At 46.9% G+C, this 25,686-nt stretch carries 22 protein-coding genes; 15 read left to right on the top strand and 7 right to left on the bottom strand.

The genetic code is table 11. The features are described from left to right. Nucleotides 1–61: 61 nt before the first annotated feature. Together K7P76_RS24790 and K7P76_RS24785 are read left to right on the top strand one after the other, a co-directional pair. Complete coding sequence (locus K7P76_RS24790; RefSeq protein WP_232188297.1) at nucleotides 62–349, top strand: hypothetical protein; 288 nt, start codon at nucleotides 62–64, stop codon at nucleotides 347–349. 175 nt (nucleotides 350–524) lie between these two features. Beyond that, nucleotides 525–1,622 (top strand): threonine aldolase family protein, encoded by a 1,098-nt coding sequence (locus K7P76_RS24785; RefSeq protein ID WP_232188277.1) that lies wholly within the window; start codon nucleotides 525–527, stop codon nucleotides 1,620–1,622. A gap of 122 nt (nucleotides 1,623–1,744) precedes the next feature. Here K7P76_RS24785 and K7P76_RS24780 read toward each other — a convergent pair whose 3' ends face one another. Beyond that, nucleotides 1,745–2,332 (bottom strand): hypothetical protein, encoded by a 588-nt coding sequence (locus K7P76_RS24780; protein WP_232188275.1) that lies wholly within the window; start codon nucleotides 2,330–2,332, stop codon nucleotides 1,745–1,747. A 387-nt stretch (nucleotides 2,333–2,719) separates the two neighbouring features. On the opposite strand from K7P76_RS24780, the gene K7P76_RS24775 reads away from it, so the two are divergent. Next, nucleotides 2,720–4,165, top strand: coding sequence for an alpha/beta hydrolase family protein (locus K7P76_RS24775; RefSeq protein WP_232188273.1), 1,446 nt, complete (start codon nucleotides 2,720–2,722; stop codon nucleotides 4,163–4,165). Nucleotides 4,166–4,228: 63 nt separating this feature from the next. Here the strand turns inward: K7P76_RS24775 and K7P76_RS24770 are convergent, their stop codons facing one another. Next, on the bottom strand, nucleotides 4,229–4,975 hold the full coding sequence (locus K7P76_RS24770) for a spore germination protein (RefSeq protein WP_232188271.1): 747 nt from the start codon (nucleotides 4,973–4,975) through the stop codon (nucleotides 4,229–4,231). A gap of 147 nt (nucleotides 4,976–5,122) precedes the next feature. Between K7P76_RS24770 and K7P76_RS24765 the strand changes: the two genes are divergently transcribed. The 6 genes from K7P76_RS24765 (at nucleotide 5,123) to K7P76_RS24740 (ending at nucleotide 12,299) form a co-directional block, all read left to right on the top strand. Further along, entirely contained in the window at nucleotides 5,123–5,284 is a 162-nt protein-coding gene (locus K7P76_RS24765) for a hypothetical protein (RefSeq protein ID WP_232188269.1), read from the top strand. A gap of 126 nt (nucleotides 5,285–5,410) precedes the next feature. Then, entirely contained in the window at nucleotides 5,411–5,929 is a 519-nt protein-coding gene (locus K7P76_RS24760; protein WP_232188268.1) for a DUF1003 domain-containing protein, read from the top strand. 228 nt (nucleotides 5,930–6,157) lie between these two features. Then, nucleotides 6,158–8,059, top strand: a complete 1,902-nt coding sequence (locus tag K7P76_RS24755; RefSeq protein WP_232188265.1) for an ADP-ribosylglycohydrolase family protein — start codon at nucleotides 6,158–6,160, stop codon at nucleotides 8,057–8,059. 232 nt (nucleotides 8,060–8,291) lie between these two features. Further along, complete coding sequence (gene htpG / locus K7P76_RS24750; protein ID WP_232188263.1) at nucleotides 8,292–10,172, top strand: molecular chaperone HtpG; 1,881 nt, start codon at nucleotides 8,292–8,294, stop codon at nucleotides 10,170–10,172. A gap of 470 nt (nucleotides 10,173–10,642) precedes the next feature. Continuing rightward, on the top strand, nucleotides 10,643–11,866 hold the full coding sequence (locus K7P76_RS24745; RefSeq protein ID WP_232188261.1) for an amidohydrolase: 1,224 nt from the start codon (nucleotides 10,643–10,645) through the stop codon (nucleotides 11,864–11,866). A 25-nt stretch (nucleotides 11,867–11,891) separates the two neighbouring features. Then, nucleotides 11,892–12,299 carry a DUF6855 family protein gene (locus K7P76_RS24740; protein WP_232188259.1) on the top strand — a complete coding sequence of 136 codons (408 nt, stop codon included), beginning with the start codon at nucleotides 11,892–11,894 and terminating at the stop codon, nucleotides 12,297–12,299. 105 nt (nucleotides 12,300–12,404) lie between these two features. On the opposite strand, the gene lplA is transcribed toward K7P76_RS24740, so the two are convergent. Next, the gene (gene lplA / locus K7P76_RS24735) at nucleotides 12,405–13,397 is read right to left on the bottom strand and encodes a lipoate--protein ligase (RefSeq protein WP_232188258.1); all 993 of its coding nucleotides are present in this window, start codon (nucleotides 13,395–13,397) and stop codon (nucleotides 12,405–12,407) included. Nucleotides 13,398–13,532: 135 nt separating this feature from the next. Here lplA and K7P76_RS24730 point away from each other — a divergent pair, with 135 nt between their 5' ends. Further along, entirely contained in the window at nucleotides 13,533–14,090 is a 558-nt protein-coding gene (locus K7P76_RS24730; protein ID WP_232188256.1) for an SLOG family protein, read from the top strand. 133 nt (nucleotides 14,091–14,223) lie between these two features. Then, on the top strand, nucleotides 14,224–16,191 hold the full coding sequence (locus K7P76_RS24725) for a sensor histidine kinase (protein WP_232188254.1): 1,968 nt from the start codon (nucleotides 14,224–14,226) through the stop codon (nucleotides 16,189–16,191). 74 nt (nucleotides 16,192–16,265) lie between these two features. Here the strand turns inward: K7P76_RS24725 and katA are convergent, their stop codons facing one another. Further along, on the bottom strand, nucleotides 16,266–17,723 hold the full coding sequence (gene katA / locus K7P76_RS24720; RefSeq protein WP_232188252.1) for a catalase KatA: 1,458 nt from the start codon (nucleotides 17,721–17,723) through the stop codon (nucleotides 16,266–16,268). A 202-nt stretch (nucleotides 17,724–17,925) separates the two neighbouring features. Here katA and pdxR point away from each other — a divergent pair, with 202 nt between their 5' ends. The 3 genes from pdxR (at nucleotide 17,926) to K7P76_RS24705 (ending at nucleotide 21,200) form a co-directional block, all read left to right on the top strand. Next, nucleotides 17,926–19,377, top strand: coding sequence for a MocR-like pyridoxine biosynthesis transcription factor PdxR (gene pdxR, locus K7P76_RS24715; RefSeq protein ID WP_232188250.1), 1,452 nt, complete (start codon nucleotides 17,926–17,928; stop codon nucleotides 19,375–19,377). A 21-nt stretch (nucleotides 19,378–19,398) separates the two neighbouring features. Beyond that, a complete protein-coding gene (locus K7P76_RS24710; protein ID WP_232188248.1) occupies nucleotides 19,399–20,589 on the top strand; it encodes an aminotransferase class I/II-fold pyridoxal phosphate-dependent enzyme in 1,191 nt (396 codons plus the stop codon). A gap of 74 nt (nucleotides 20,590–20,663) precedes the next feature. Continuing rightward, complete coding sequence (locus K7P76_RS24705) at nucleotides 20,664–21,200, top strand: DinB family protein (protein WP_232188246.1); 537 nt, start codon at nucleotides 20,664–20,666, stop codon at nucleotides 21,198–21,200. Nucleotides 21,201–21,248: 48 nt separating this feature from the next. On the opposite strand, the gene K7P76_RS24700 is transcribed toward K7P76_RS24705, so the two are convergent. Genes K7P76_RS24700 through K7P76_RS24690 form a run of 3 tightly spaced genes read right to left on the bottom strand, consistent with a single transcriptional unit; the run spans nucleotide 21,249 to nucleotide 24,719 of the window. Beyond that, on the bottom strand, nucleotides 21,249–22,808 hold the full coding sequence (locus K7P76_RS24700; protein ID WP_232188244.1) for a DUF3369 domain-containing protein: 1,560 nt from the start codon (nucleotides 22,806–22,808) through the stop codon (nucleotides 21,249–21,251). 4 nt (nucleotides 22,809–22,812) lie between these two features. Next, nucleotides 22,813–24,306, bottom strand: coding sequence for a sensor histidine kinase (locus K7P76_RS24695; protein WP_232188242.1), 1,494 nt, complete (start codon nucleotides 24,304–24,306; stop codon nucleotides 22,813–22,815). A 32-nt stretch (nucleotides 24,307–24,338) separates the two neighbouring features. Next, on the bottom strand, nucleotides 24,339–24,719 hold the full coding sequence (locus K7P76_RS24690) for a hypothetical protein (RefSeq protein ID WP_232188240.1): 381 nt from the start codon (nucleotides 24,717–24,719) through the stop codon (nucleotides 24,339–24,341). Nucleotides 24,720–24,861: 142 nt separating this feature from the next. Here K7P76_RS24690 and speD point away from each other — a divergent pair, with 142 nt between their 5' ends. Further along, nucleotides 24,862–25,668 carry an adenosylmethionine decarboxylase gene (gene speD / locus K7P76_RS24685; protein ID WP_232188238.1) on the top strand — a complete coding sequence of 269 codons (807 nt, stop codon included), beginning with the start codon at nucleotides 24,862–24,864 and terminating at the stop codon, nucleotides 25,666–25,668. The last annotated feature ends 18 nt before the right edge of the window (nucleotides 25,669–25,686 follow it).

Below are 25,686 nucleotides of genomic sequence, written 5' to 3'. Positions count from 1 at the left end.
TTGAAAACGGAAAAATATGTCCAATAGATATTAGATTCTATCTGCACAGGAGGCGATAAAAGTGCTGAAGGCAGTTGATGTCAACTTGGACGCGGATGAGATGGTGCTAAAGATAGAGAAGGAGAACGAGCCTACCCACATCAAGTACGACAAGCTGGATCGACTGGTCATGGTGAAGGAGCCCGTGCGAAAGCTGCTGCGGACGGTCGAAATGAAGGGCATAGTAGTTCACGTTCGAGGTTTGGAGGAGCCGTTCGTCATTACGAGCAACAAGATCGGCGATTTCGACCGGGTCGAAGGATACCTGCTCAAGGTTGCCGAGAAATTCGATCTAGAGGTCTCTCCGTAAAGATTTCGTCCGGCTAGAAGAAATAAAATCCATTCGAAACCCCTGCGGCGGATGCCGCAGGGGTTATTTGCGTGCAATCGCGCATCCGATTCGTTGTCATGGTAAAATGAGAGCGGATTACTCGAAAAGTAAGAGGAGCGACGTAGTGTTATCAGGTCTAGAGGGAGAATACATTATGAAAAAATATACAAGTCTGTCCGAGGCGTATAAGCACGCCAGCTACCCAACCATCGGCCACGGCAAACGGAATGTGCAAGTGTTGAAAGAAGCATTGGAACAATGCGATGGAGATCTCGACAGCGATATGTACGGTTCGGGGTCGATCATCGAGGAATTTCAGGAGGGAATGGCGCAACTGCTAGGCAAACCAACGGCGGTGTTCTTTCCAAGCGGAACGATGGCACAGCAAATCGCCCTCCGTATTTGGTGCGATGAAGCGGGTTTGCGGAAAGTGGCGTATCACCCTCTATCCCATCTTGAAATCCATGAGAAGGACGGTATGAAAGAGCTGCATCGCTTGGAGCCAGTGCTTCTGGCAGATGAGACCCGACCGGTCCTTTTAACGGATGTGCTGAGCTTGAAGGAGGACATAGCTTGCTTGCTGCTGGAACTGCCGCAACGTGAGATTGGCGGACAGCTGCCGGAGTACACAGAGTTGGAAGCGATATCGGTGCATTGTCGCGATAAGGGCATAAAGCTGCATCTTGATGGAGCTCGACTGTTTGAAATCCTCCCTTTTTACGGCAAATCGGCCGAGGAGCTCTGTCAGCTATTCGACAGCGTATATATTTCATTCTATAAAGGGCTTGGCGGAATAGCGGGTGCCATTCTGGCGGGAGGTCGAGAGTTTGCGGAGCAATCGAAAATATGGAAGAGACGCCACGGCGGAGATTTGATCAGCCTGTATCCCTATATCCTCAGCGCGGATTATTATATGAAGCAGCGGCTTCCTAGAATGGAGCAGTATTATAGGGAAGCGAAAGAACTTGCGTCGCAGTACAACCAATGTCATGCCATCTTTACGATTCCTCAAGTACCTGTATCGAATATGTTTCATGTTTATGTGGAGATGCCGAAGGAGAAGCTAGAGCCGATCTTCATCGCCGTCTGCGAACTAACGGATGTCGGATTCACGAGTTCGCTTAGGGAGATAGGCGAGAAGAGTTGCATGTTCGAGGTCAATATCGGTGATCGGTATGCTTCGCTGCCTCAAGAGAGGTTACGGGAAGCATTCCTATTACTTGATGAGAGGCTGAGGGATGAAGCTGGTTAAGGACTAGAGCCGCAATCAAGAAACTTGACATAGTAGAAGGTAAAAGTAGGGTTATCCTGCATGTGTGAGAGATGCTTGAGGGATAACTCTTTTTTCATTGTTTACAAACAAATACTAGCGATTTATGGTCTATATCTGCGACGATGCCTAACGATCTTGACAACGATGGCGCTTCCGAAAATGATCGTAGCTAGGATGACGATAATCGACATAGGAGAAAGATCGACCTGATCCAGCGCTTGGTTAGTCGGCTCGTATCCGTCGCCAAGAATGGCCAACTCGGCTCCGGCAGATGCCAGGGGCTTGGTTAAGTCGCAAATATTCGTTTCCAGCGGCTTCGAATCCTTGTAAGCAGACACGATATACTTCGTGCCGACTTGGAAATTCTCGATTCCGCAACTGGCAGAGCTCATAGCCGTATAGACGACAGCTTGCCTTCCGAGCTCCCCCTTCCACACCCGGGAAACTTTAAAAGTAACTTTGACTAGGTCCGCGGATGACATGATGATATTAAAACGCGGAGGAGTGACTTTAACCACCGTGCCCGCGAAGATTGCGGACTTGTGTTCAAGCTCTTTTCTTACTTGTTTCTCGGCGGACTCGGGAGCCGCGCACGAGCATGCATGGACGGCTTGCGGCTTTAGGAGAGACCCCGCCAATAAGATAATCGCGAAGCATAGGGAAAAGGCTAACGTTCTTTTGTTCACCATGACCACCTCGAAAGTATAGACGGGTCAAACAATCCTTTTGTTTCCAGTTAAGCCGCAAATATTAATAATCCTTTACGGATAAATGAGATATAATCTACTCATTCGATTCTAACCCACGGTTTGCTTACATCAAGAGCAGAAGCTGTGTCGGTTCTGCTTAAGATGTTGGCGCAAAAGAGCAAGTAAGTAATAACTGAGAACAACCCATGATTTACAAAACGAGAAGATGCGGGGCAAGTCCTCCGGATCTTCTCGTTTTTTCATTCAGCCACAACTCCACCGCACTCATTTCGAATTCTTTAGAAAAAATTCAGATTATCCTCCGTTTTGTCTTTATCTTTTTTATATAGGATGAGTCTAGTTAATTAAAAGGCGAGGGAGATAAACATGAGGATATTTGAATTAGGTTTGATCGCGATCAATTTTGGCCTGCTGTATTGGGCTTTCATCGCGAATAAGAAGTCCGGACGGGGTTCCGTCATGCCTCTGGCAATTGCTTTCGGGTTGGTTATTGTGCAGCTTGTCGTGGAGGGCGGGCGTTGGCAGATGATTCCGGCGTACTTGACTCCATTGATTTTGACGGCTTACTTCTTCTTAGGCAAGCGCAAGGAGGGCGGCAGAAGCAAGATTGCGGTCACGATTCAAGCGGTGTTATTGACTGTATATTTGTTGGTCTCGGTCGCACTGCCAGCGGTCATGCCTGTATTCTCGTTTGTGAAACCGACGGGGCCTTATCCGGTCGGAACGACGGTGTTTCACTGGGTAGATGAACAGCGGGGAGAATCTTATACGGAGAACCCGGATGATCGGCGTGAATTGATGGTGCAAATTTGGTACCCTGCAGCCGAAGGCGGCGGGGATAAGCGGAGCCCTTATCTCCAAAATGCGTCGAAAATGACAGGAGCTATTTCATCAAAAATGTTGGACCTCCCGGCTTTCACGTTCAGCCATCTTGGGCTGGTCAAAACGTATTCTTTGCTGGAAGCCAAGCTTTCGGATTCGGAAAGCCGTTATCCCGTATTGATTTTTTCACATGGGATGAACGGATTTCGCAATCAAAATATGTACCAGGTGGAGGAACTTGCAAGCCATGGTTATATCGTTGTGGGCATCGATTATGCTTATGAAGCTGCGGCCTCCGTATTTCCTGACGGACACGCAGCCATTAGCAAAACCGACCGCGACTTGACCTCTAATGCCGAGTACGGAAAGCATATACCGCTTTGGACCGCCGATGCTGCCTTTGTACTCGATCAAGTGGAGAAGCTTAACAAGAACGATTCTAAAGGCCGCTTTACCAGCAAAATCGATATTGAACGAATCGGCATGCTTGGACATTCGTTCGGGGGAGCCGTTACGCTGCAATTGATGAAGAATGATCCGCGCGTGAAGGCTGCCCTAAGTATGGACGGCGGGTTTTATGGTCCGCCCGTTTCCGAAAAAGGATTTGGAAAGCCATTCTTTATGATGTATTCAGAAGAGACGTATAATAAGGTGATGATCTCTTACGATGATGTCGCGAAACAGAAAGGGGTGGGAACCCGCGAAGAGTTTGAAGCTCCCAGGAAAGAATATAAGCTCAAATCGGGCTATGCTTTAGCAGGCGGCGGTTTATCCCTCCTTATTCCGGGTTCGAAGCATGCAAGCTACTCCGATCTTGCGTTATTCTCTCCATGGCTAGGGTTGGGCGGCGCAGATCCGCGACGGGACCATCGTATCATAAACGAATTCAGTGTTGCCTTTTTCGACCGGTATTTGAAAGGAAAAGACGATTCCGAGCTCCAAAGATTAGCCGCCAAATACCCGGAAGTGAATTATAAAGTGAATCAATAAGGATGACGAACCACGGGAAAGAGGATGAAGGACCAGGGGAAAGCGCTCTGGTCCTTTCACTTTCTATCGATATTTTTTCAACATTTTTTTGAAAACATACGCCGCCAGTATTAGCAAAGGCAGAAAAACTTCAAAATTTGAAGCATAGATAGGCCATAGCAGAACGGCTTGTTGGTAGAACACCACGTTCGGAAATGATATCAACGCAATAATGATCAGGATAATGCTTAATGGATTGATTAAAAATTTATACTCACGCAATTTCAACGTTTGGGCAATACCTATAGTCGAAATGTAAAATAAACTGCACAGCCTGAAAAAAATCGTAATAAACCAGATGGTCGTTAAAACCACCTCAATGCGTCTAGGCCCTCTCACTACAGATTGGCTTGCAGGCTCTTCAATAGCTCGTTTTTCCCATCCTTGGGTGTTCGTAACTCTTAAAGCCAAGTCGCATTCGTCAACCAATATAATCGTTTCTCCCGATAAAATGCAGGCGATCAGGGTGTTAAAGTCATCCGTCTCCTTCATTCCTCCGACAGGGAGTATAGAGTCCTTGAAAAACCGGATGATGTTTGGACCGACCTTATCATGCAAACGGATTGAAGTACTTCTCGTATGAATGAAGAGTGCTTCCATGATCCGATCGACAGCTTCCGATTTAGCTAGTCCTTGCATATAAACGATACCTGTTTGAATTGAATCGCATAGACCGATATGAAACCTTCGAATGACCAAATCAGTGCTGTTTCCAAGTGCATCGACAATTTGCTGTAAATTTGATTCCAGTCGTGGATTTAATGTTTTCACAGAATTTCACCCACTTATTATGTAGCTTGCTAATACATTATTTCCATAAACGAAAACATTATTAGAGCCTGCTATAGAAGAACTGAATCGAAAATTGATGAACTATCATAATAATGATAAAATGAGGATATAAAAAGGGAGGCTGTCATGAGCATTGAGCAATATGAGAATTTTCAGCATGGAAACGAGATTTTTATTAAGCTGAATGAGGCAGAGCTCGAAGCGAAGAACTCCGATATCCGATATGGCCACGATGAGGTTTTCGATAAAATAAAAATGCAACTCAACAATGGTCGAGAAGAAAAATAGGTTAAAACGGAATTAACTCAGGTATGTATATACCTGAGTTAATATTTTATTAGCGGTAATATCACGTGCTCGTTATCTAGAATAGTTATTATCAAGTTAAGCCAAATCGAAATTGGGGCGAGAATTGTGGAAAATGATATTTCAAACGATTTAACGGACTATAACAAACGAGTAAATCTGCTAGTCGCCGAATTTGAAAGCCGCATTCATGGGCATTTGAATGAAGAGTACATTAAATCAACGAAATGGTCCGATAAATTCGCCGATAAAATAGCATCGTTCGGCGGCAGTTGGCGATTTATTATCCTATTCTTTGCAATTCTTGTATTATGGATCGTTATCAATTCCTTATCTTTCACGAAAGTCATTCATTTTGATGAAGCGCCATTTATTTTATTGAATTTGGTTCTCTCTTTTCTTGCGGGCTTTCAAGCGCCGATCATCATGATGAGCCAAAATAGGCAAACGGCAAGGGACAAAAGAGAGTCGGTAATCGATTATGCCATTAATTACAAAGCGGAGCAGGAAATCGACGATATGCAGGGACATTTACATAGACTTGAATCCGATTTCGCTCAATTTAGAAGTGAAGTCAAAGATGATTTGATGGAGATAAAGAAGTTGTTACAGGAAGAAAAAGGATAATTAAATTTTAATGCACACTTTTCCGAAATGACCGCCTTTCTCCTTATACCTCAAAGCTTTGTTCAGCATAGCCGAGGGCAGGTCGCCTAGAGCTTACAAACAACTGATTCCGCGCGGATAATCGTAGAATAGTGAAAATAAATCCAAGAAAACGGCATAGGATTTCAGTTCTCCGGTTCTTACAATGAAGGTAACACTTATTCCATCCACCTTCGAAGGAGAACAACAATGAAAAAAACGTTAACGTACGAGACTTACCGGGATAAGGTTTTCGGCGCGTGGCTCGGTAAGAGTATTGCTGGAACTGTCGGTGCTCCTTATGAAGGCCGCAAAGAGCTGTTTCATTATGAGTACGACCCGAAGGCGATTAAGGAAATGCTGCCGAATGACGATTTGGAGCTTCAGGTGTTATGGCTTGAGGTTATGGAGAAGAAGGGCATCTATTTTAACACCGACGACCTCGCGGAGGCTTTTCATAATCAATGCCCTTATGCGCCCGGCGAATACGGGGTGTTCATGAAAAATTTCGCACGGGGCATTCATCCCCCAGTATCCGGCGCTTTCAATAACCGTTACTATGTTAACGGTATGGGTTGTCCAATTCGGGCCGAGATTTGGGCTTGCATCTCCCCGGGAAATCCCGAGCTTGCGGCCGAGTTCGCGGCTAAAGACGGCATTATGGACCATGAAGGCGACTCGGTATACACGGAGCAGTTCTGGGCGGCGATCGAGTCGGCGGCGTTCTTCGAATCCGATCTGCCTACGTTATTCGAGATTGGACTAGCTTATTTGCCCAAGCGTACTCGAATCCGGCAAGCGGTTGAGGACACGTTCAAGTGGTGCGAATCCGAACGCGATTGGGTGAAGGTTCGTGAACGGATTATACGCGAATACGGCCATCCGGACTGCACCAACCTGTACCAGAACACGGCATTCACGCTTGTGGCGCTGATCTGCGGACAAGGACATTTTCTGGATTCTACTATGATCGCGTTGAACTGCGGTTACGATACCGATTGCAGCTGCGCAACGGCTGGCGCCCTGCTCGGGATTATCCAAGGTGCCGCATACTTAAAGGAAACTTACGATTTTTACGATACAAGCTACGTTCTGGGCATAGACGTTACGCGCTCCGACAATAATCTGGAGACGCTTGCCGACGATACGTGCCGGGTAGGATTGACGATGGCTATGGAACGCAACGCTTTAGTCGAATTCGCAGGAGCGCCCGCATTCATTCCCGTTCCAACGGAGCGGATTCATGACTTGGAGTATTCGGTGGACTACCACGGCGATCCGGTGATCGGCTTGGGAGAGAGTAAACGAATAACCCTGAATTTGAACAAAGCGTATGCTCAAGTTCCGGATATGACATTCAAGGCGGAGCTTGAAGTCCCGGAAGGATGGATAAGCGATTGGCAGCCCCGCACTCTCCGTCTCGATGCAAACGGTATATCAGTTCCGATCACCTTTACCGTTCCCGAGAGCCTAACGCTGCTTCAGGAATGCAACCGAATGAAGCTGCAACTGTCCGGAGACGGCCAAAGCTATGCTTACGAATTCGGCTTGAACGGGGCGCAGGTATGGAAAATATACGGTCCCTTCTGGGAGAACGCCGTAAGCTTCCGGCCAACCGAACTTGGCGAATGGTACAGTAAGCAGGATCTCGGATTTGCGAATCCCGACCATTCCGTGGACGCGGTCAGGCAATATCACTTGAACGCGGTCGTAGACTCGGACAAGGATTACTTGGCTGACCAACCGGAGTATAAGCTAGTTAACTTGAGAGAGGATCTATTCTCCGTAAGTGATTTTTTCGGCTATCAGGGACCCTGCGTAGCATACGCGGAGAGGCGATTGCATTGCCCTGAAGACCGAGAGGTGCATGTCATGGTCGGCCATACGGACGGTTATCGGTTATGGATCAACGACGAAGAAATCAGCGCCTCCGATGAGCGGGATTGGTGGACCGCCGAGAACAAGCACCATAGGGGGATCAAGCTGCGAAAAGGGGAGAACCGGATCGTGCTGAAGTGTATCCGACGGGGAGCAAGCGCCGAATATAGCCTTATTTTCTCCGAGAAAGGAAGCTGCATGCCCCAGCAATACGATTACGGGTCGTATATCTGATTCCGGTACGAATAATAAGACAAAGCATCTCAATTCATGAGGTGCTTTGTCTTATTAGAGGGAGCAAACTCGTGTCCGCGTTTGTTAAAGTGTTTGTTAAAGTGTTGACATTTAATTTGCGGATATGATATATAAAAATAAGAATTAGCACTCTGATGAATTGAGTGCTAAACTATGAATGATCTTAAACTTACGTTACCCCAGATTTGCGATATCGAAAGGAGAGCTATACGTGTCAAAGAAACAGTTTAAAGCGGAATCCAAAAGACTTTTGGAAATGATGATCAACTCCATTTATACGCAAAAAGAGATCTTCCTCAGAGAATTGATTTCCAATGCCAGCGATGCGATCGACAAGATTTACTACAAAGCGTTAACCGATGAGAACTTGGTTTTCGACAAAGACAATTATTATATTAAAGTAGTCGCCGATAAGGCGAACAGAACATTGACCATCCGAGATACCGGTATCGGCATGACCAAGGAAGATCTGGAGAACAACCTTGGAATCATCGCTAAGAGCGGCTCGCTGGCGTTCAAGAAAGAGAACGAATCCAAGGACGGACACGACATTATCGGTCAATTCGGCGTTGGCTTCTATTCCGCTTTCATGGTAGCCGACGTGGTTACGGTAATAAGCAAAGCATTGGACAGCGACACCGCGTACAAATGGGAATCCACTGGCGCGGACGGGTACACGATTGAGCCGGTTGAGAAGGATACGGTAGGGACAGAAGTTTTCCTGAAAATAAAAGAGAACACGGAAGATGACAGTTACGACGAGTATTTGGAAGTGTATCGCTTAAAAGCGATTATCAAAAAATATTCCGATTTCATCAGATATCCGATCAAGATGGACGTTGTCGGTAAAAGGCCTAAAGAAGGCAGCGAAAATGAATTCGAGGATTATGAAGAAGAACAAACCGTCAACAGCTTGATTCCGATCTGGAAGAAAAATAAAAGCGAGCTCACTCCGGAAGATTACGATCAATTTTATTCGGAGAAGCGTTACGGTTTCGATAAGCCGATTAAGCATATTCATCTGAGCGCCGATGGCGCCGTTAGATATAATGCCATCCTATATATTCCGGGAAGCATTCCGTTCGATTATTACTCCAAGGAATATGAAAAAGGATTAGAGCTGTATTCCAATGGCGTATTGATCATGGATAAATGCGCTGATTTGCTGCCCGACTTTTTCAGCTTCGTTAAAGGGATGGTAGATTCGGAAGACTTGTCCCTTAACATCTCGCGCGAGATGCTGCAGCATGACCGCCAATTAAAGCTGATCGCGAAGAACATCCAAAGTAAAATCAAGAGCCAACTGCTAAGTTTATTGAAGGATGAGAGAGAGAAGTACGACGAGTTTTACAAATCCTTCGGCAGACAATTGAAATACGGGATTTACAGCGACTACGGAATGCATAAGGATGTCTTGCAGGACTTGCTGATGTTCTATTCGTCCACGGAGAAGAAGCCGGTCACTTTAGACGAATACGTCTCCAGAATGCCGGAAGATCAGAAATTCATTTATTATGCTTCCGGAGCAACGAACGAGAGAATCGAGAAGCTTCCACAAACCGAGCTGGTATCCGACAAAGGGTACGAGATCCTATACTTCACCGATGAGATCGACGAATTCGCGATCAAGATGCTCATGTCCTACAAGGACAAACAATTCAAATCCGTATCCAGCGGCGACTTAGGGATTGATGCGGATGAAAAGGATAAAGAAACGAATTCGGACGAGAACGACAATAAAGAACTGTTCGAATCGATGAAAACCATCCTATCGGACAAAGTGAAAACCGTCAGGGCATCCAAAAGATTAAAAACCCACCCCGTATGCTTATCTACGGAAGGCGAAGTCACGATAGAAATGGAAAAAATATTGAACGCCATGCCGAATAATCCTAACGTGAAAGCGGACAAGGTGCTCGAAATCAACATTAACCACGCGGTGTTCCAATCTTTGAAAGCTGCACACGAGAAGGATCAGGAGAAATTGAACCTCTATACGACCTTGCTGTACAATCAAGCGCTGCTGATCGAAGGCTTGCCGATTCAGGATCCGGTAGAATTCACGAACGATATTTGCAAAGTTATGGTTTAAGAGGAGTAAAGAAACTCAAGCCCGCAGGGGCTTGAGTTTCTTTGATCTATGAGTAGTATAAAATTCGAGGGTGGCATCGCCACCTGGGCAGTTTTTTGGCCTTGGCGAAGTCTCGACGCTGCAGATCAAGGTGATGAGGGCAGTTTTTTGGCCTTGGCGAAGTCTCAACGCTGCGGTTCAAGGTGGTGAGGGCAGTTTTTTGGCCTTGGCGAAGTCTCGACGCTGCAGATCAAGGTGGTGAGGGCAGTTTTTTGGCCTTGGCACCCTATTACAATGGCGGAAGGGTCGATGACGGCGTATAAGGATGGCACATTCTTTCCCGAAAACGGCAAAGCCTCCGGTTTTTCTAACGTGCGCAGATTAGAAGCAGGGTGCGATGGCGATGGTTAACTTGCATCTACGGATAACTTGTATTAAGTTGGTCTATTACGACCAGAGACTTTCACCTAGAATGGAACAGGAGACCAACAATGAATTTTACTTCCTATTGGCTGCAAAATGTACGGCTGGAAACCGGGTATCATTACGAGAATGGAAGAGTAGCGGGGACGCAAACCCAAATCGGATATATTCGAATGGAAAACGGGAAGGTAGCGGAGGTTACGTTCGATGCTATACCCGCAGAGGACAAGCTTCCGAAGGTCGATACCAAAGGGCTGCTCTTGCTCCCGTCGTTCAAAGACATGCATATCCATTTGGATAAAACGTACTTCGGCGGCCCATGGGAGGCGGTTAAGCCCGCTGGAAGTATTTTCGAACGAATAGAAGAAGAGCAGGAGCTGATTCCGCAGCTTCTGCCAACGGCAACTGACAGAGCTGAGAAAATACTGGAGCTGCTGCTCGGATTTGGCACGACTCATGTTCGCGGCCACGTCAACATCGAACCGACTAGCGGCTTGAAAGGGCTGGAGGCTACGCTGCGAGCACTGGACACCTATGCAGGAAAAGTCAGCTACGAGATTGTCGCATTCCCGCAGCATGGGTTGTTGCGTTCACAAGCGGCCGATCTGGTGAGACAGGCGATGAGTTTAGGCGCTACGCATGTCGGCGGTCTTGATCCGACTTCAGTTGATGGTAATATGGAGCAATCGTTGCACACGATGATGGACATCGCCGTTGAAACGAACGCGGCGATTGATATGCATCTTCATGAGCAAGGGACATCGGGTATCGCGGCCATGAACAAGTTGGCTGATTTAACTGTGGAAGCGGGATGGCAGGGAAGAGTGACGGTTAGCCACGCCTTCGGCTTCGCCAGCGCCTCCGCCGCGGAGGCGGAAGAACTAGCCGAACGATTCGCCGCAGCCGGGATTTCCGTCGCTTCTACCGTTCCGATCGGACGTTTGACGATGCCCATTCCGATGCTTCACGCTAAAGGGGTTAAGGTGGAACTGGGAACGGACAGCCTAACCGATCACTGGTCACCTTTCGGGATTGGAGACAACCTCGAGAAAGCGGGGCGTCTGGCCGAGCTATACAACTACGCGGATGAATACGCTCTATCTCGGTCGCTCGGATTTATTACGGGAGGCTTGCTGCCATTAAGCGATGAGGGGAAGCGGGTATGGCCAGCTATTGGCGACGAGGCGTCCGCCGTTCTTGTTCCTGCGAGTTGCTCCGCGGAAGCGGTGGCCAGAAGGGTGTCACGGCAAGCCGTATTGTTCCAAGGTAATGTCGTTTCGGGATCGCTATAAATGAATGAAAAAGGAGAATGTAAATATGTCACTGGAACAAGGCACGAAAGAAAACCCGTGGAAACTGAAAACCCCGCCTCAGACGTCGGAATATGAAATGTATAAAGACGTTAAGGACGGGAAAGAAATTATCGTTTGTACAGTAGGTAAAACGGTTTTGCACTATGAATTCCGTTGCCTGGCTGATTTACACAACATGCTTAAAGCGCATGGCGACTGGATGGAACTTGGCAGCGCGGATGAACAGAAACCCGCTAAAGAAGGAACGGTCGAGGCTTGGGGGCGTTCGCCCGACAATCCTGTAGGCGGATGGTACGGCCTAAAGAAGGGGTTTCGCGGAAGGTTCGGGATGTACATCCCTCCTTTAATGGAAGAGTTAGGGCTTGCGGAAGTAGAACATAATCCAAGAAACAATCGTATGAAAGCGAAGTAATGCCAAGTGCCCAAAGGCAACAAAAAAACTCAGGCTCAACGAAGCCTGAGTTTTTTGTTATGGATGCAGAAAGCATAGGATCTTCTCGATACCTTGAAGCAACAATTACAAGAGCAAATCCAACCATTGTTCCTTCGTCACCGGGCCGCAATAATAAGGCAAGTCGATTTCATCGAGAAGCTTGCTCAGAGCGACGGATTCATAGCGCGATCCAACAAACTTATTAGCCAATTCGCTGCTGTCCCCTCTGCCGAAGAAGTCTCCATATATCGTTGCGCCCGTGATTATTCCTTCTTCTACCTGCAGGCGGACGTCGAACGTTCCCGCACCCTCGATCCGTTTCGTCTGACGAACGTTAAACGTCGGCGATCGGCCGTAGTTCCACTCCCAACTCCGATAGCGCTCGTCCGCTAGCTTACGCACATTCGCCCAATCCTGCTCGCTTAGGTCATAGTAAGGGATTTCCGTTTCGCCTTCGAAGAGAGAGGAAAGCAAACTTTGTTTGAATTGTTCGATGGTCATAGGCTCAGCCAGAAATTCCGAAATATTCGCGACTCTGCTGCGGATCGATTTAGTTGATTTGGAGGCGTACTTCTCGGCGTTCGCCTTCAAAGCGGAGACGACATGATCGATTTCCGAATCGAACAGAAGCGTCCCGTGGCTGAACATTTTTCCCCTCGTGGAAAATTGCGCGTTTCCGGATATTTTGCGTTCGCCTACCTGGAGGTCGTTGCGCCCGGTCAATTCCGCTTCCACTCCAAGTTTGCGCAGTGCGCGAACGACAGGCTCGGTGAACTTCCTGAAGTTATGGAACGACTGACCGTCGTCCTTCCTAATAAAGCTGAAATTCAAGTTTCCGAGATCGTGGTAAACCGCGCCGCCTCCCGATAACCTCCGCACGACGTGTATGCCATTCCGTTCTACATACTCGGCGTTGATTTCTTCGACGGTGTTCTGGTTTTTGCCGATAATGATCGATGGCTCGTTGATGTAGAACAACAAGTAGTCTTCATTGTCAGGCAGAGATCGCAGTACGTATTCCTCTAACGCCAAGTTCAGCGACGGATCATTATTATTGTTGTTGCTTATAAAGTGCATGGATTTTCTCCTTTAATTTATGGTTATCCCATTATAAAAATAGCTGATTGTATTTCTTATGATAACATATCGCATCTTGTCTGATAAAATGAGAGGGAACGTTACATCCTCAAAGCGCACCCTAAGGAGCAATAGATGAAAAATCTTCTAGTTACAGGCTATCGCGCCCATGAACTGAGTATTTTCGATCAGAAACATAAAGGTATTCCCTATATAAAAAAAGCCATAGCCGCCAAGCTGATTCCCTTGATCGAAGAAGAGCTGGAATGGGTCATTACTCCCGGACAGTACGGAGTGGATTTGTGGGCATGCGAAGTCGTCATCGAGTTAAAGAAGCAATATCCCGACTTGAAATTATCCATTATTGCGGCATACGCCAACCAAGAAGAGAAATGGAAAGAGGATAAGAAAAATTACTATCACGATATCTTAAAAGGCGTGGACTATTACGGTTCGGTGAGTAAAGAACCCTATAGCGGAGTATGGCAGTTCACGGCGAGAGACGAGCTGTTGCTTAGGAAAACGGAAGGCATTCTCTTGCTGTACGACGAAGAAGCGGGAGAGGGAAGCCCGAGGTTTATTAAAGAAAAAGCGTTGCGCAAAAACCTGCAAGAAGGGTATCGCTACATAGGAATCAGTTCGGAAGATATCGAGAGCATAGCAAATGAAGAGCAATTTAATGGTTTTGATTAACCGAGAGAATCCTTCTAATCCTTTTAATTATTTTGGGTGAGATCATGATATAATCCATTTAATGTTACATTGTGAAGGAATTTGTCGAGTTGGAGAGTAAAATCATACTTGTTCGGGCTAATGGGGTCAAATTATGAATAAAACGGTTATTGGAGATAATCGGGTATTCGTCCTTTTCATTATATTACTCATTCTTGGCGTTTCTTTGGTCTGGATGTTTTTCTCTCCAACGCAATACGCACCGACATCTGCCAATGAGATTCAATTGCATGATCGTGAAGGCATCTATTATGTGAACAATCAGATGGATGTTCTTGCTGATGGGGATGATCAATGGACACTTGCAGATGTTCAATCCCCTCCTGCAGCGGGGCAGTTTCAACCTGCTTCGGGGAAGTCCGCCTTCGGATTGACTGCCGGAACGTATTGGATTCGAACAACGGTTAGGAATCAATCTTCCCTCGAACAGTGGGTCATTCGTCTGAACAATTCAGTAATTGAAAAGTTTGACATGTACCTAATCAATGAGAAATCCATGGGTACCGAGCAATCTAGTATTATAGAGAAAGCTGATGAGCACTTCTCGTCGTATTACATCCATTTGCCTGCTGAGAATCTTGTAACCATCTATATCAGGACTGTATTAAACGGTTCAATGATCATTCCCATCGAGCTGATGGATAACCAAACCTTCCTCGGCAAACTTAAAAGTGAATATATATTTTTCGGCATCTACTATGGATTTGTTTTGCTTATGGCAGCTTATATGTTATCGATGTATATGTTCAACCGAGTGACCGCTTACCTTTATTACTCCCTATACATCGTATGCTTTAGCATTTCACAGATGGTTTGGAACGGGTTATTACAAGAATTACTTGGTGCAGATAGCCGATTGTTGGTTTTCTTACTTAATTGTTTTGGTAATTATGAGGGTATTGATTACTTCTTCTTCATCTCCTGTCTTTGGTTCGGGCTTTTGTTTCTGAGTAAAATATTGCAATTGGAAATCTATGCTCCACGTATGCTTATCATTTACCGGATACTTAATATCATGTCTCCTCTAGTCTTGATTGCTTCACTATTCCACTTCCCCGGTTATGCGATATTAGCGATTTTATATGAATCGATGTTTGCTATACTACTTATAGTTAGTACATATTGGAGTGTCTACAGGGGAAGTTTGGTAGCGCGTTACGTCGTCTTGGCAACGATTCCTTTCCTTGGGTTGGCCACTCCCACGATACTGAATACGTATAGCCTGATGCAAGAGAGCTTCCTGACACATTATGGCTTTCAATTAGGCTCGATTGCCGAATATATTATGTTCTCGATTGCCTTATCCTATCAATTAGGACAAAGTCGAACAGATAAAGAAAATGCGCTTCAGCAAATTATTATTAATCAGAACATACAACAAACGCGCAACGAGTTACTGCAGAACATCTCCCATGATATTCGTTCACCGCTTACCATCGTGCAGGGCGGAATCCGTGCGATGATGCTCGGTATTGAAATTGAGCCCGGGCAGAAGGACAAATTCCTTAACACCATCTACGACAGAATTCTCTATATTAATACATTCATCGATGATTTGTTTGAGTTAAGCCACCTTGAACAATCCCGCGAAAACGCAGCATTAGAAACCATTCATTTCGCTGATTGGATTAAACATGAATTTGATTCGTTCGCTTCAACGATTCAATTAGCCGGATTACAGTATGAATCTTCAATTTCAGTAGATCCTCAAGCTGTAATAACGATTAATCCTCATGAAATAAGGCGTGTACTTTCCAACCTAGTTCATAATGCATGTAAATTCTCATCGATAGGCGGCACGGTTCATCTGCATGCCAGTTCTAGCAACGGAGAAGTGGTCGTTTATATAGAAGATCGTGGAGTAGGTATTGCGTCTGAACATCTTCCTTCCATTTTTAACCGGGCTTATAAAGTCGATCAGACTACCTCTTCTAACGGAAGTGGACTCGGGCTCGCCATTGCCAAAGAAATAATCGAACGTCACAATGGGTTGATTTGGGTGGAAAGCGAGCCTGGCAAAGGGAGCCGATTTTACTTTAAGTTATCCGAGAAATATAAATAACAATTGATTATGAAAAAGCCTCCAAAATCCACTGTCCAAGTGGAATTGGAGGCTTTTTACTGGGAATCGTCCGATCAAACTCCCCTTGTCACAGATAAACCAAGTCCGTCCGCGATGCCTTGGCCAAACTCGGGATCCGCTTTGTAGAAATGTCCGATTTGACGCAGCTTGATTTCGTCCTTCTCGACAGGCCTCATGGCGTCAACGATCGTTGCGACCAGGCGCTGGCGTTCTTCTACGCTTAGGAGGCGGTACAAGTCGCCGGCTTGCGTATAATGGTCATCGTGATCATAGGCAACGCTATCGGCCTCGCCGGAAACCGCATAAGCAGCCGGCTTGTTCTGAGCGGATTCTTTCGGGCCGCCATAGCTGTTCGGCTCATAATAGACGGAGCCGCCGCCGTTGTTGTCGGAACGCATCTGTCCATCGCGCTGGTAAGTATTCACTTCGACTTGCGGCTTGTTGATCGGCAAGGAGTTGTGGTTAGCGCCGACGCGATAACGATGGGCATCGGAGTAGGCGAAGAGTCGCCCTTGCAGCATTTTATCGGGAGAGGCTTCAATACCCGGCACGAAGGATCCGGGAGAGAAGGTCGCCTGCTCAACTTCGGCAAAATAGTTTTCCGGATTTCTGTTTAAGACCATGCGGCCCAATTCGATTAAAGGGTAGTCTTTCTGCGACCATACTTTCGTGACGTCGAAGGGGTCGAAGCGATAAGTATTCGCATCCTCTATCGGCATAATTTGCACGCACAGCTTCCATGCGGGGAAATCGCCCTTGTCTATTGCGTTGAATAGATCTTCGGTGTGGTAATCGGGGTTCTCACCCGCGAGCTTGGCTGCCAAATTCACGTCGAGGTTCTTAACGCCTTGCTCCGTCTTGAAGTGGTATTTCACCCATACGGCTTCGCCTTCGGCGTTGACCCACTTAAAGGTATGGCTTCCGAAACCATGCATATGTCTTAGCGTTGCCGGAATGCCCCGGTCGGACATAAGGATCGTCACTTGATGCAAGGATTCGGGGGATAGAGACCAGAAGTCCCAAACGGCGTTCGGATTTTTCAAGTGCGTTTGCGGATGACGTTTCTGCGTATGAATAAAGTCGGGGAATTTAATCGCATCGCGAATGAAGAAAACCGGCGTGTTATTCCCGACTAAGTCGTAGTTTCCTTCATCGGTGTAGAACTTCACGGCGAATCCGCGCGGGTCGCGAACCGTATCGGCTGAGCCTAGCTCGCCTGCAACCGTTGAGAAACGAATGAACATAGGAGTGCGTTTGCCTACCTCGGACAGAAAACTAGCTTTCGTATAATTCGATAGGTCATTCGTGACTTCGAAATAACCGTGAGCTCCCGCCCCTTTCGCATGAACGACGCGTTCCGGAACTCGTTCCCTGTTGAAATGGGCTAACTTCTCCAGCAGGTGAACATCCTGAATCAGTGTTGGACCTCGCAAGCCGGCTGTCATTGAGTTCTGGTTGTCCCCAACGGGGGCCCCCCAACTGGTCGTAAGGTTATTCTTGTGGGTACTCATAACAGAATCACTCCTCAAAGAAGGTTAACGTTCAATATAATGATAGCTTTTCTCAGTGAATAATCAATACTTATTTAGAATTATTCTAATTAATTTATAAATATGCTTCATAACCGAAACCACTGCCGGTCGATATTTTCGAGGCGGTGGTTCTTTTTTTACTTAGCCTTCTATGCCATGATAGTCGTGGGGGCGATGTTATATGTTTAATGATTTCAAGCTCATGGATGACCGTCCGGTATATATTCAGGTGAAGGATTACTTAAAACGTTTGATTATAAAGGGCGCCCTGCAAGCGAATCAGAGGCTCCCGTCCACGCGTGAGCTCGGAATGCTGCTGAATGTCAGCCGCAACACCGTCATTTCTGCTTATGCAGAGCTGCAAGAGGATGGTTTCGCCTACACCGCGCAAGGGAAAGGAAGCTACGTTGCGGCTGGTTCCAGCAGTGTGACCGCGCCGTCTTCTTGGCAGATGGATTGGAAGACGCGTTTGAACGGGCACGCCCGGTTAGCCGAGGAGCTTGACTTGATGAAACGCGGGATACGCGCGGACAAAGGAACGATTTCCTTCACCAGCATCGCGCCCGACGAGAAACTATTCGATCTCGATAATTTCAAGCGGGCGTTTCTAGACCGGATGTCGGTAGAAGGAGATGTGCTTCTCAACTACGGCTACGCCAAAGGGTATAAGCCGTTAATAGACTATTTGCTTCGTTACATGGATCATAAAGGCGTTGATCTGAAGGGCAAAGATATTCTGATAACGAATGGCTTCACGGAAGGCTTCGATATCGTGTTGTCCGCCTTGAGCAAGAAAAACGGTACCGTCATTTGCGAAAATCCAACCCATCATACCGCTATCAAAAATCTGAAGCTGCATGGCTTCGATATCACGGGTATTCCCATGGAGCGGGATGGCATCAACCTTCGGGAGCTGGAGCGGGCATTGTCGGAGCAAGCTTATGATTGCGCGTATTTCGTCCCTTCGTATCATAATCCAACCGGTATCGTGATGTCCCCCGAGAAAAGGATTGAGCTGATGAAGCTTATGACCCGCCACCAGATTCCCGTTATCGAAGATGGCTTTAACGAGGAGCTGCGCTATTCGGGCTCGCACGTGTCGCCTTTAATGGCGACGGCAGGCCAGGGCAACGGCGTGATCTATCTCGGCAGCTTCTCCAAAGTGTTGTTTCCCGGACTTCGGGTGGGATGGGTGCTGGCAGACCGAGAGCTCATTTATTACTTGGAAAGCATCAAACGAGCACGCACGATTCATACCTCCACAATAGATCAATCGATCCTTTACCAGTATCTTCATAATGGCAACTTGGAGAAATACTTGAAGAAGGCGCGAGCAGAGTACAAACGGAAATACGAATGGACGCTGCAATGCTGCAAGGAATATATTCCGTATACCCAACTGTCCGGGGACGGGGGACTGCACCTCTTCGTCGCATTCGGGGAGGGCTTTCATACAAGGGAGTTGCTGGACGCTTGCTCTCGTCAGGGGGTTATTTTCACTCCGGGGGATATATTCTTCACGGATGGTAAAGGGCAGCATACGATGCGGCTTGGATTTTCCAGAGTGTCCGATGAAAATATAAGCAAAGGTATACGGATTATTGGCGAGACGGCCAAACAACTAATGGGATGAAGAGGTAAGGAGTGGCGATAGATGAGTCATGAATGGATAACACCGCGGATTCGCGAGATACCCCCTTCGGGAATCCGTTCCTTTTTCGATAGGGGCAATGATGGCAGAAATACGATATCGCTCGGCTTGGGAGAACCGGATTTCATCACGCCCGAGCGAGTTAGAGCAGCCTGCATCCGTGCGTTGAACGAGGGCAAGACGATGTACACGCCGAATGCCGGTCTCATGGAGCTGCGCGAGGAAATCGCTTCTTATTTGAACAATAGCTTCCAAATCAACTACGAGCCGTCAAGCGAAATATTGGTCACGGTTGGGAGCAGCGAAGCGCTGGATCTAGCCCTTCGGGCAGTCGTCGCTCTGGATGACGAGGTGATCATTCCTTCTCCCGGTTATGTTGCCTATTCTCCGCTTATCCACATGAACGGAGGCAAGGTGGTGGAGGTCGAAACTTCCGCAGAGCAACGATTCAAGCTTACCTCACAAGCTTTGCGGGATCGAATAACCCCACGTTCGAAAGTACTTCTCGTTAACTATCCGAGTAATCCGACGGGCGCGATCATGTCTTACGAAGACTGGCAGCCGATTGCCGAGATCGTCAAGGCGAACAATCTGATCGTCATATCGGATGAAGTATACGCTGAACTTACTTACAGTCGGCAACATACGAGCATAGCTTCGCTGCCTGGAATGAAGGAGCGGACGATCGTCATTAGCGGCTTCTCCAAAGCGTTCGCGATGACGGGCTGGAGAATAGGTTACGCTTGCGGTAATCAAGAGCTTATTGCAGGAATGCTTAAGATTCACCAGTATACGGCGATGTGCGCACCGATTATCGGGCAAATTGCCGCTATCGAATCTTTGAGGCACGGATTGGAAGAAAAAGACAGGATGAAGGAAACGTTTAATCAGCGCAGACAGATGTTCGTCCAGGGGTTAAGAGATATCGGTTTGCCGTGCCACGAGCCGCAAGGCGCTTTATATGCGTTTCCTTCAATCGCGCATACGGGACTTCGTTCAGAGCAATTTGCTTTACGGCTTCTTGAGAAAGCGGGAGTCGCAGCCGTTCCAGGCCACGTATTCGGATCAGGAGGAGAAGGATTTATTCGCTGTTCCTATGCTACTTCGCTCTCGAAGCTGACTGAAGCGCTGGAAAGAATCGAACGTTTCCTAACTTCAACCACGGTTAAAACTTTCCCATGGCAAGCTGGATAATCAATTACGGATTAGGTGTGTTCCTCATGCATGAAATGGTATACTGGGAAAAACCACTGAGGAGGAGCTCATTAATGTCAATTCGGCCATCAAACGGAGAGTATAACTCTCATTTTGAGAGGTATGTGAGATTAGTTCCTGAAGGGGATATCCGTGATATCCTAACTCAATCCCTCAAGAATACAACCGATGCTTTTTCAACCGTTACGGAAGATCAAGCAAATTACCGATATGCCCCAGGAAAGTGGAGTCTGAAAGAAGTGCTGGGTCATATAACGGATAACGAACGGATCATGAGTTACCGGTTGCTTCGAATCGCAAGAGGAGACAAGACGCCGCTTGCCGGTTATGATGAGAATGCTTTGGTGAACGGAGCTTCTTTTGATTCATGCGCTATGTCTGATCTCTTTGAAGATTACACGGTTGTACGCCGGGCTACTCTCACTTTGCTTCGGGGGCTTTCTGAAGAAGCATGGTCCAGAAGAGGCGTTGTCAATGACAGCGAGTCATCCGCAATAGCGTGGGCTTACATTATTGCCGGCCATGAGTTTCATCATATGAACTTTATCAGAGAAAAATATTTAAGCTCAATGAAATCATTTTATAAGTAAAGAAGGAAGAACCCATGAAAAAGGGTTCTTCCTTCTTTTTGCTAAATATTAGCTTTTCGTATCCGCATACTGATCTCTGATCTTCAATATTCCAGGCAAGTTATCGAAAAATATCGTTACCAATTGAGGGTCGAAGTGCTGTCCGCTTTCCTGTCTGAAGTACTCCAATATCTCTTCGAGAGGCCACGCTTTCTTATACACTCTTTCGCTTCCGAGCGCATCGAACACATCGGCCAACGCCGCGATTCTTCCGTAAATATGGATGTCTTCCCCTGATAATCCGTTCGGATACCCTTGACCGTTATATTTCTCGTGATGCTGGTAAGCGATGATGGCTGCTGTCTTAATAATGTCGCGGTTCGAATGATTTAACATGGCGTAGCCATGATTCGTATGATTTTTAATGGTCTCGAATTCTTCGGGCGTGAGTTTGCCAGGTTTGTTTAAGATCGCGTCAGGCACGGCAACCTTGCCGACGTCATGCATCGAAGAGGCGAGTCTGACGAGCTCGGCTTCTTCCTCGGAAATACCGTATTTGAGGGCTAGAAGCTTGGAATATTCCGCGACTCTCTTGACGTGGTTTCCCGTTTCCTTGGACCGGGTTTCGGCGATTTCACCGAGGGTGAAAATAATTTCTTTCTGCGTGTTCTCGACTTCCTCGTTGAGATAAATGTTCTCGAAAGCTACGGAAACGTTAGAGCAGTAAATTTCAATCAAATACCGATTCCATTCATTGAGCTTCGTGGAGCCTTCGAAGTAGATGACGTTCTCGCTGCCTGTCTTACTCTGGAAATAACAGGTGAAATAGTCGTCGAAGAAATCGCCTTTTTTATCCCGGAACGTATTCTCAATGCTTCTAAGTACATGCGCGGGAACGACGTCCTGTATATTGTCATGCTCATCGGGGGAATAATCGCCCGTTGCCGCTAGAATGTAGATTTCCTCCTGTCCTTTGGAAACAGCGTAGCTGTTGCAGTGAAGCGCGTTTTTATGTAAATTCATGATCGAAGTCAATTGGGTTAAAACGCCTGAGGCGAATTTTCTCATAGACTTCAGCTCGAATAGATCAGCGGACGAATTTATGATTTTTTCCAGTCCGATCTTGTTATTCTCAATAACCATGATATCCCGGTAAGACCGTAATGCCGCCATTATGGTTGTAAAAAGCTTCTGCGACGTTAACTCCGTTTTTTCCTTGTAATCGTTAATGTCGTAGTTCGTAATGACTATCTTTTCCGGTGCTTGCCCCGGCTGTCCCGTACGAAGGATAATACGGACCGATTGGTATTTCAGCTGTTCGCGTATGTATTTGACGATCTTCAACCCGGAATCATCTTGGTCCATGACGACGTCGAGCAGAATAATGGCGGTGTCCGGATTATCCCTTATGACCTGAAGTGCCTCCGGCTCGGTGTATGCGCTAATCAATTCAAGGCGTTTGCCATCGAATTCGAAGTCGCTGAGCACCATCCGTGTAACCTGATGAACTTCAAGCTCATCGTCCACAATGATAACTTTCCATTTATCTTTCTCGTAACTTGTCTCGGTTATATCATCCTGCTCATCATCGGCGAATGTAAGGAAATCTTCTTGTTGATCGCTTACCATTGTGTCATCCCTCGTTCATTGGAATTTGGATAATAAAGTCGGTGCCCGAACCCACCTTGCTCTCGCATCTGATCGTTCCGCCCAGCGACTGCGTGACTAAGTTATAGACAATGTGCATACCGAGTCCGGTTCCGCCTCCGCCGCGGTTTGTCGTAAAGAAGGGATTGAATATTTGCTCGACAATGTCCTGAGGCATGCCCTTGCCATCGTCGGAATAGTGCAACGTAAGTTGATTCAGATGGGATGTGATATCAATTGAGATATGGCCTTCGGAATCGGCTTCGTAAGCATGAATAAGCGAATTCATAATCAGGTTGGTAATGATTTGCGAGATTGCGCCAGGATCGCTGAATATAATGAGGGATTCCTTGCCGGTTATCTCCACGTGATGTTTGGTCTTCTTGAGATTCGGCTGCAAGCTGATCAGCACTTCCTGAATATACTCCCTGATCATGAACCTTCTCTTGGTTTCGATCGATCGGTCGACTGCAACCTGCTTAAAGCTCCTGATTAGTTCCGATGCGCGAAATAGATTTGTCTGAATCATTCCCGTTGTCTCGCGTACCGTCTTCAGATAATCCTCCAGGTCCGACTTTTTCATTTTACTTTCCTGGAATAAGGCTTGAAAATCTTTGGACTTCTCTTCCATGTAAGACGCTGCGGTTACGCCGATGCCTATAGGGGTGTTAATCTCATGCGAAACCCCTGCGACGAGATTGCCCAAGGCAACCATCTTCTCGGATTCTACCAGCTGTTTCTGCGCTAGCTGCAATTCCTTGTAACGTCCTTCGAGATTATTTACCATCTCGTTGAAGGCGGAAGCGACTTCATTGATTTCCTGGCCGGAATCAAGAATGATCTCCTTGTAGGCCGATCCTTTCTTCACGGAAATCGCGGCTTCCCGAATTTTCAACAACGGGTGGATGAGCAATTTGCGAATAATGAACCATAGGGCGATCAACAAGAGGACGGCAATGGTTAGCCCGACGCCGATGATGAACTGAATGCGATTACGGATCAGGTCAGAGCTCTCCGAAGTGTTTATGAGCAGCTGGATCGCACCGATCGTAACTCCGTCTTCTTTAAGAGGGGCCGTAAGCCGATCCTTTGGGATTCCGTCCGCATCCTTGCGAATATGCGATACAAGCGTCCCTTTGAGTTGCAATTCATTCAGAAGATCTGGCGGCGATGGATTTCCGACGATATCGCGGTTCGTGGAAGCGAGAACGCCGGCTTTCCCGTATAACGTCAACTCCAGCACGTTATTGTCTTTATATTGGATATAGTCGAAAATCTGCTGGACGTCTTGCATCGAATGGGATTCCTCGTATCTGCCGTTGATCGCGGTCGTCATTCCATCCAACTGGCTAACGTAGGTTTCTTCTACGGACTTTTGGAGGGTGTAGGAATCGAACAAGACGATGACGGACAGCATAACGGTAGTTACGACGGTGACCAGAATCAGGATTCGAGCTTGAAGGCTAAATTTTCTGAGCACGACGGTTCTCCTATAGGGGGAATAATTTTGGATTATTTGATTTCAAACTCAAAGGTATTCGTTACGTCATAGGGAGTATGGTCATTGTTGTGCAAAGAAACTTTCAAGGTGTGTTTTCCTTTAGCCAAATCCGTGAACACCTTCTGTCCTTCTTTGACCCCGATTTTCTCCCCGTTGTCCAAATACATATGTATGTGGCCTTCGCCGGCCTCGCGCGCCATTCCGTAATGCTCCGGTGAGATCTTCATGTCGGTGTTCACGGTTACTGTGACTTGGTTGCCGGATACGTCCAGCTTAACATCCATCGTAGGCTTGTGATCATGTACTTGTCCGTTGCTGGAATTCGATTTCGCTCCGCTGTTGCAAGCGGTCAAAATTAGACAACATACGAGTAATACAACCATGAATCTCATAAAATACCCCCGATTAATAGACTTGTACGTCTATTATAAAGGTTAATTGTATAAAATTGTTGGGAATTTTTTCCGAAAATTGTTCATCATTGAATCGTAGCGGGGGAAGAGGGGTAATATGAGTTATGAACGGAGGGGAACCATGACACTAACGCCGGAACAGCGAATAACGTTGCATGGCTTTAATAACCTTACGAAGTCGCTGAGCTTTAATATGTACGACGTCTGCTACACCAAAACCAAAGAAGAGCGCGAAGCTTATATTGCCTATATCGACGAGCAGTACAATTCGGACAGGCTGACCAAAATCTTAAATCAAGTATCCGATATCATTGGCGCGCACGTATTAAATACGGCCAAACAAGATTATGTCCCGCAAGGAGCGAGCGTTACGCTGCTGGTGTCGGAGGGGCCGATCGTCGAGGTGCCGACGGAATCCTACGATGAATCGCCGGGCCCGCTCCCGAACGCCGTCGTTATGCAATTAGACAAAAGTCACATCACGGTGCACACCTATCCGGAGTATCATCCAAGCGAAGGAATCAGCACTTTCAGAGCCGATATCGACGTGTCGACGTGCGGGGAAATCTCTCCGCTTAAAGCGCTGAACTATCTCATACACTCGTTCGACACCGATATTATGACGATCGACTACCGGGTTCGGGGTTTCACACGGGACATCAACGGCCACAAGCTGTTCATCGACCACGATATCAATTCGATTCAGAACTACATACCCAAGGGTATCATAGGCCAGTATGACATGATCGACGTAAACGTGTACCAGGAAAACATCTTTCATACGAAGTGCAAGCTTCGCGAATTCGATCTAAACAACTATTTGTTCGGATATACGAAAGATAAGCTGAACCCGGAAGAGCAGAGCGAGATCGCGAAGCAGCTGAAAGAGGAAATGGACGAGATTTTTTACGGGAAAAATCTATATTAAATAGACGCTCCAATGATG

The sequence above is a fragment of the Cohnella silvisoli genome (assembly GCF_021190915.1).
Classification (GTDB): domain Bacteria; phylum Bacillota; class Bacilli; order Paenibacillales; family Paenibacillaceae; genus Cohnella; species Cohnella silvisoli.
This window is presented reverse-complemented; position numbering and strand designations above follow the sequence as displayed.

Bases quoted from the DNA above. Each gene is read 5' to 3' on its own strand.
- K7P76_RS24785 (WP_232188277.1), top strand. From the start codon at position 525: ATGAAAAAATATACAAGTCTGTCCGAGGCGTATAAGCACGCCAGCTAC.
- K7P76_RS24780 (WP_232188275.1), bottom strand. From the start codon at position 2,332: ATGGTGAACAAAAGAACGTTAGCCTTTTCCCTATGCTTCGCGATTATC.
- K7P76_RS24775 (WP_232188273.1), top strand. From the start codon at position 2,720: ATGAGGATATTTGAATTAGGTTTGATCGCGATCAATTTTGGCCTGCTG.
- K7P76_RS24765 (WP_232188269.1), top strand. From the start codon at position 5,123: ATGAGCATTGAGCAATATGAGAATTTTCAGCATGGAAACGAGATTTTT.
- K7P76_RS24755 (WP_232188265.1), top strand. From the start codon at position 6,158: ATGAAAAAAACGTTAACGTACGAGACTTACCGGGATAAGGTTTTCGGC.
- K7P76_RS24745 (WP_232188261.1), top strand. From the start codon at position 10,643: ATGAATTTTACTTCCTATTGGCTGCAAAATGTACGGCTGGAAACCGGG.
- K7P76_RS24740 (WP_232188259.1), top strand. From the start codon at position 11,892: ATGTCACTGGAACAAGGCACGAAAGAAAACCCGTGGAAACTGAAAACC.
- lplA (WP_232188258.1), bottom strand. From the start codon at position 13,397: ATGCACTTTATAAGCAACAACAATAATAATGATCCGTCGCTGAACTTG.
- K7P76_RS24730 (WP_232188256.1), top strand. From the start codon at position 13,533: ATGAAAAATCTTCTAGTTACAGGCTATCGCGCCCATGAACTGAGTATT.
- K7P76_RS24725 (WP_232188254.1), top strand. From the start codon at position 14,224: ATGAATAAAACGGTTATTGGAGATAATCGGGTATTCGTCCTTTTCATT.
- katA (WP_232188252.1), bottom strand. From the start codon at position 17,723: ATGAGTACCCACAAGAATAACCTTACGACCAGTTGGGGGGCCCCCGTT.
- pdxR (WP_232188250.1), top strand. From the start codon at position 17,926: ATGTTTAATGATTTCAAGCTCATGGATGACCGTCCGGTATATATTCAG.
- K7P76_RS24710 (WP_232188248.1), top strand. From the start codon at position 19,399: ATGAGTCATGAATGGATAACACCGCGGATTCGCGAGATACCCCCTTCG.
- K7P76_RS24705 (WP_232188246.1), top strand. From the start codon at position 20,664: ATGTCAATTCGGCCATCAAACGGAGAGTATAACTCTCATTTTGAGAGG.
- K7P76_RS24700 (WP_232188244.1), bottom strand. From the start codon at position 22,808: ATGGTAAGCGATCAACAAGAAGATTTCCTTACATTCGCCGATGATGAG.
- K7P76_RS24690 (WP_232188240.1), bottom strand. From the start codon at position 24,719: ATGAGATTCATGGTTGTATTACTCGTATGTTGTCTAATTTTGACCGCT.
- speD (WP_232188238.1), top strand. From the start codon at position 24,862: ATGACACTAACGCCGGAACAGCGAATAACGTTGCATGGCTTTAATAAC.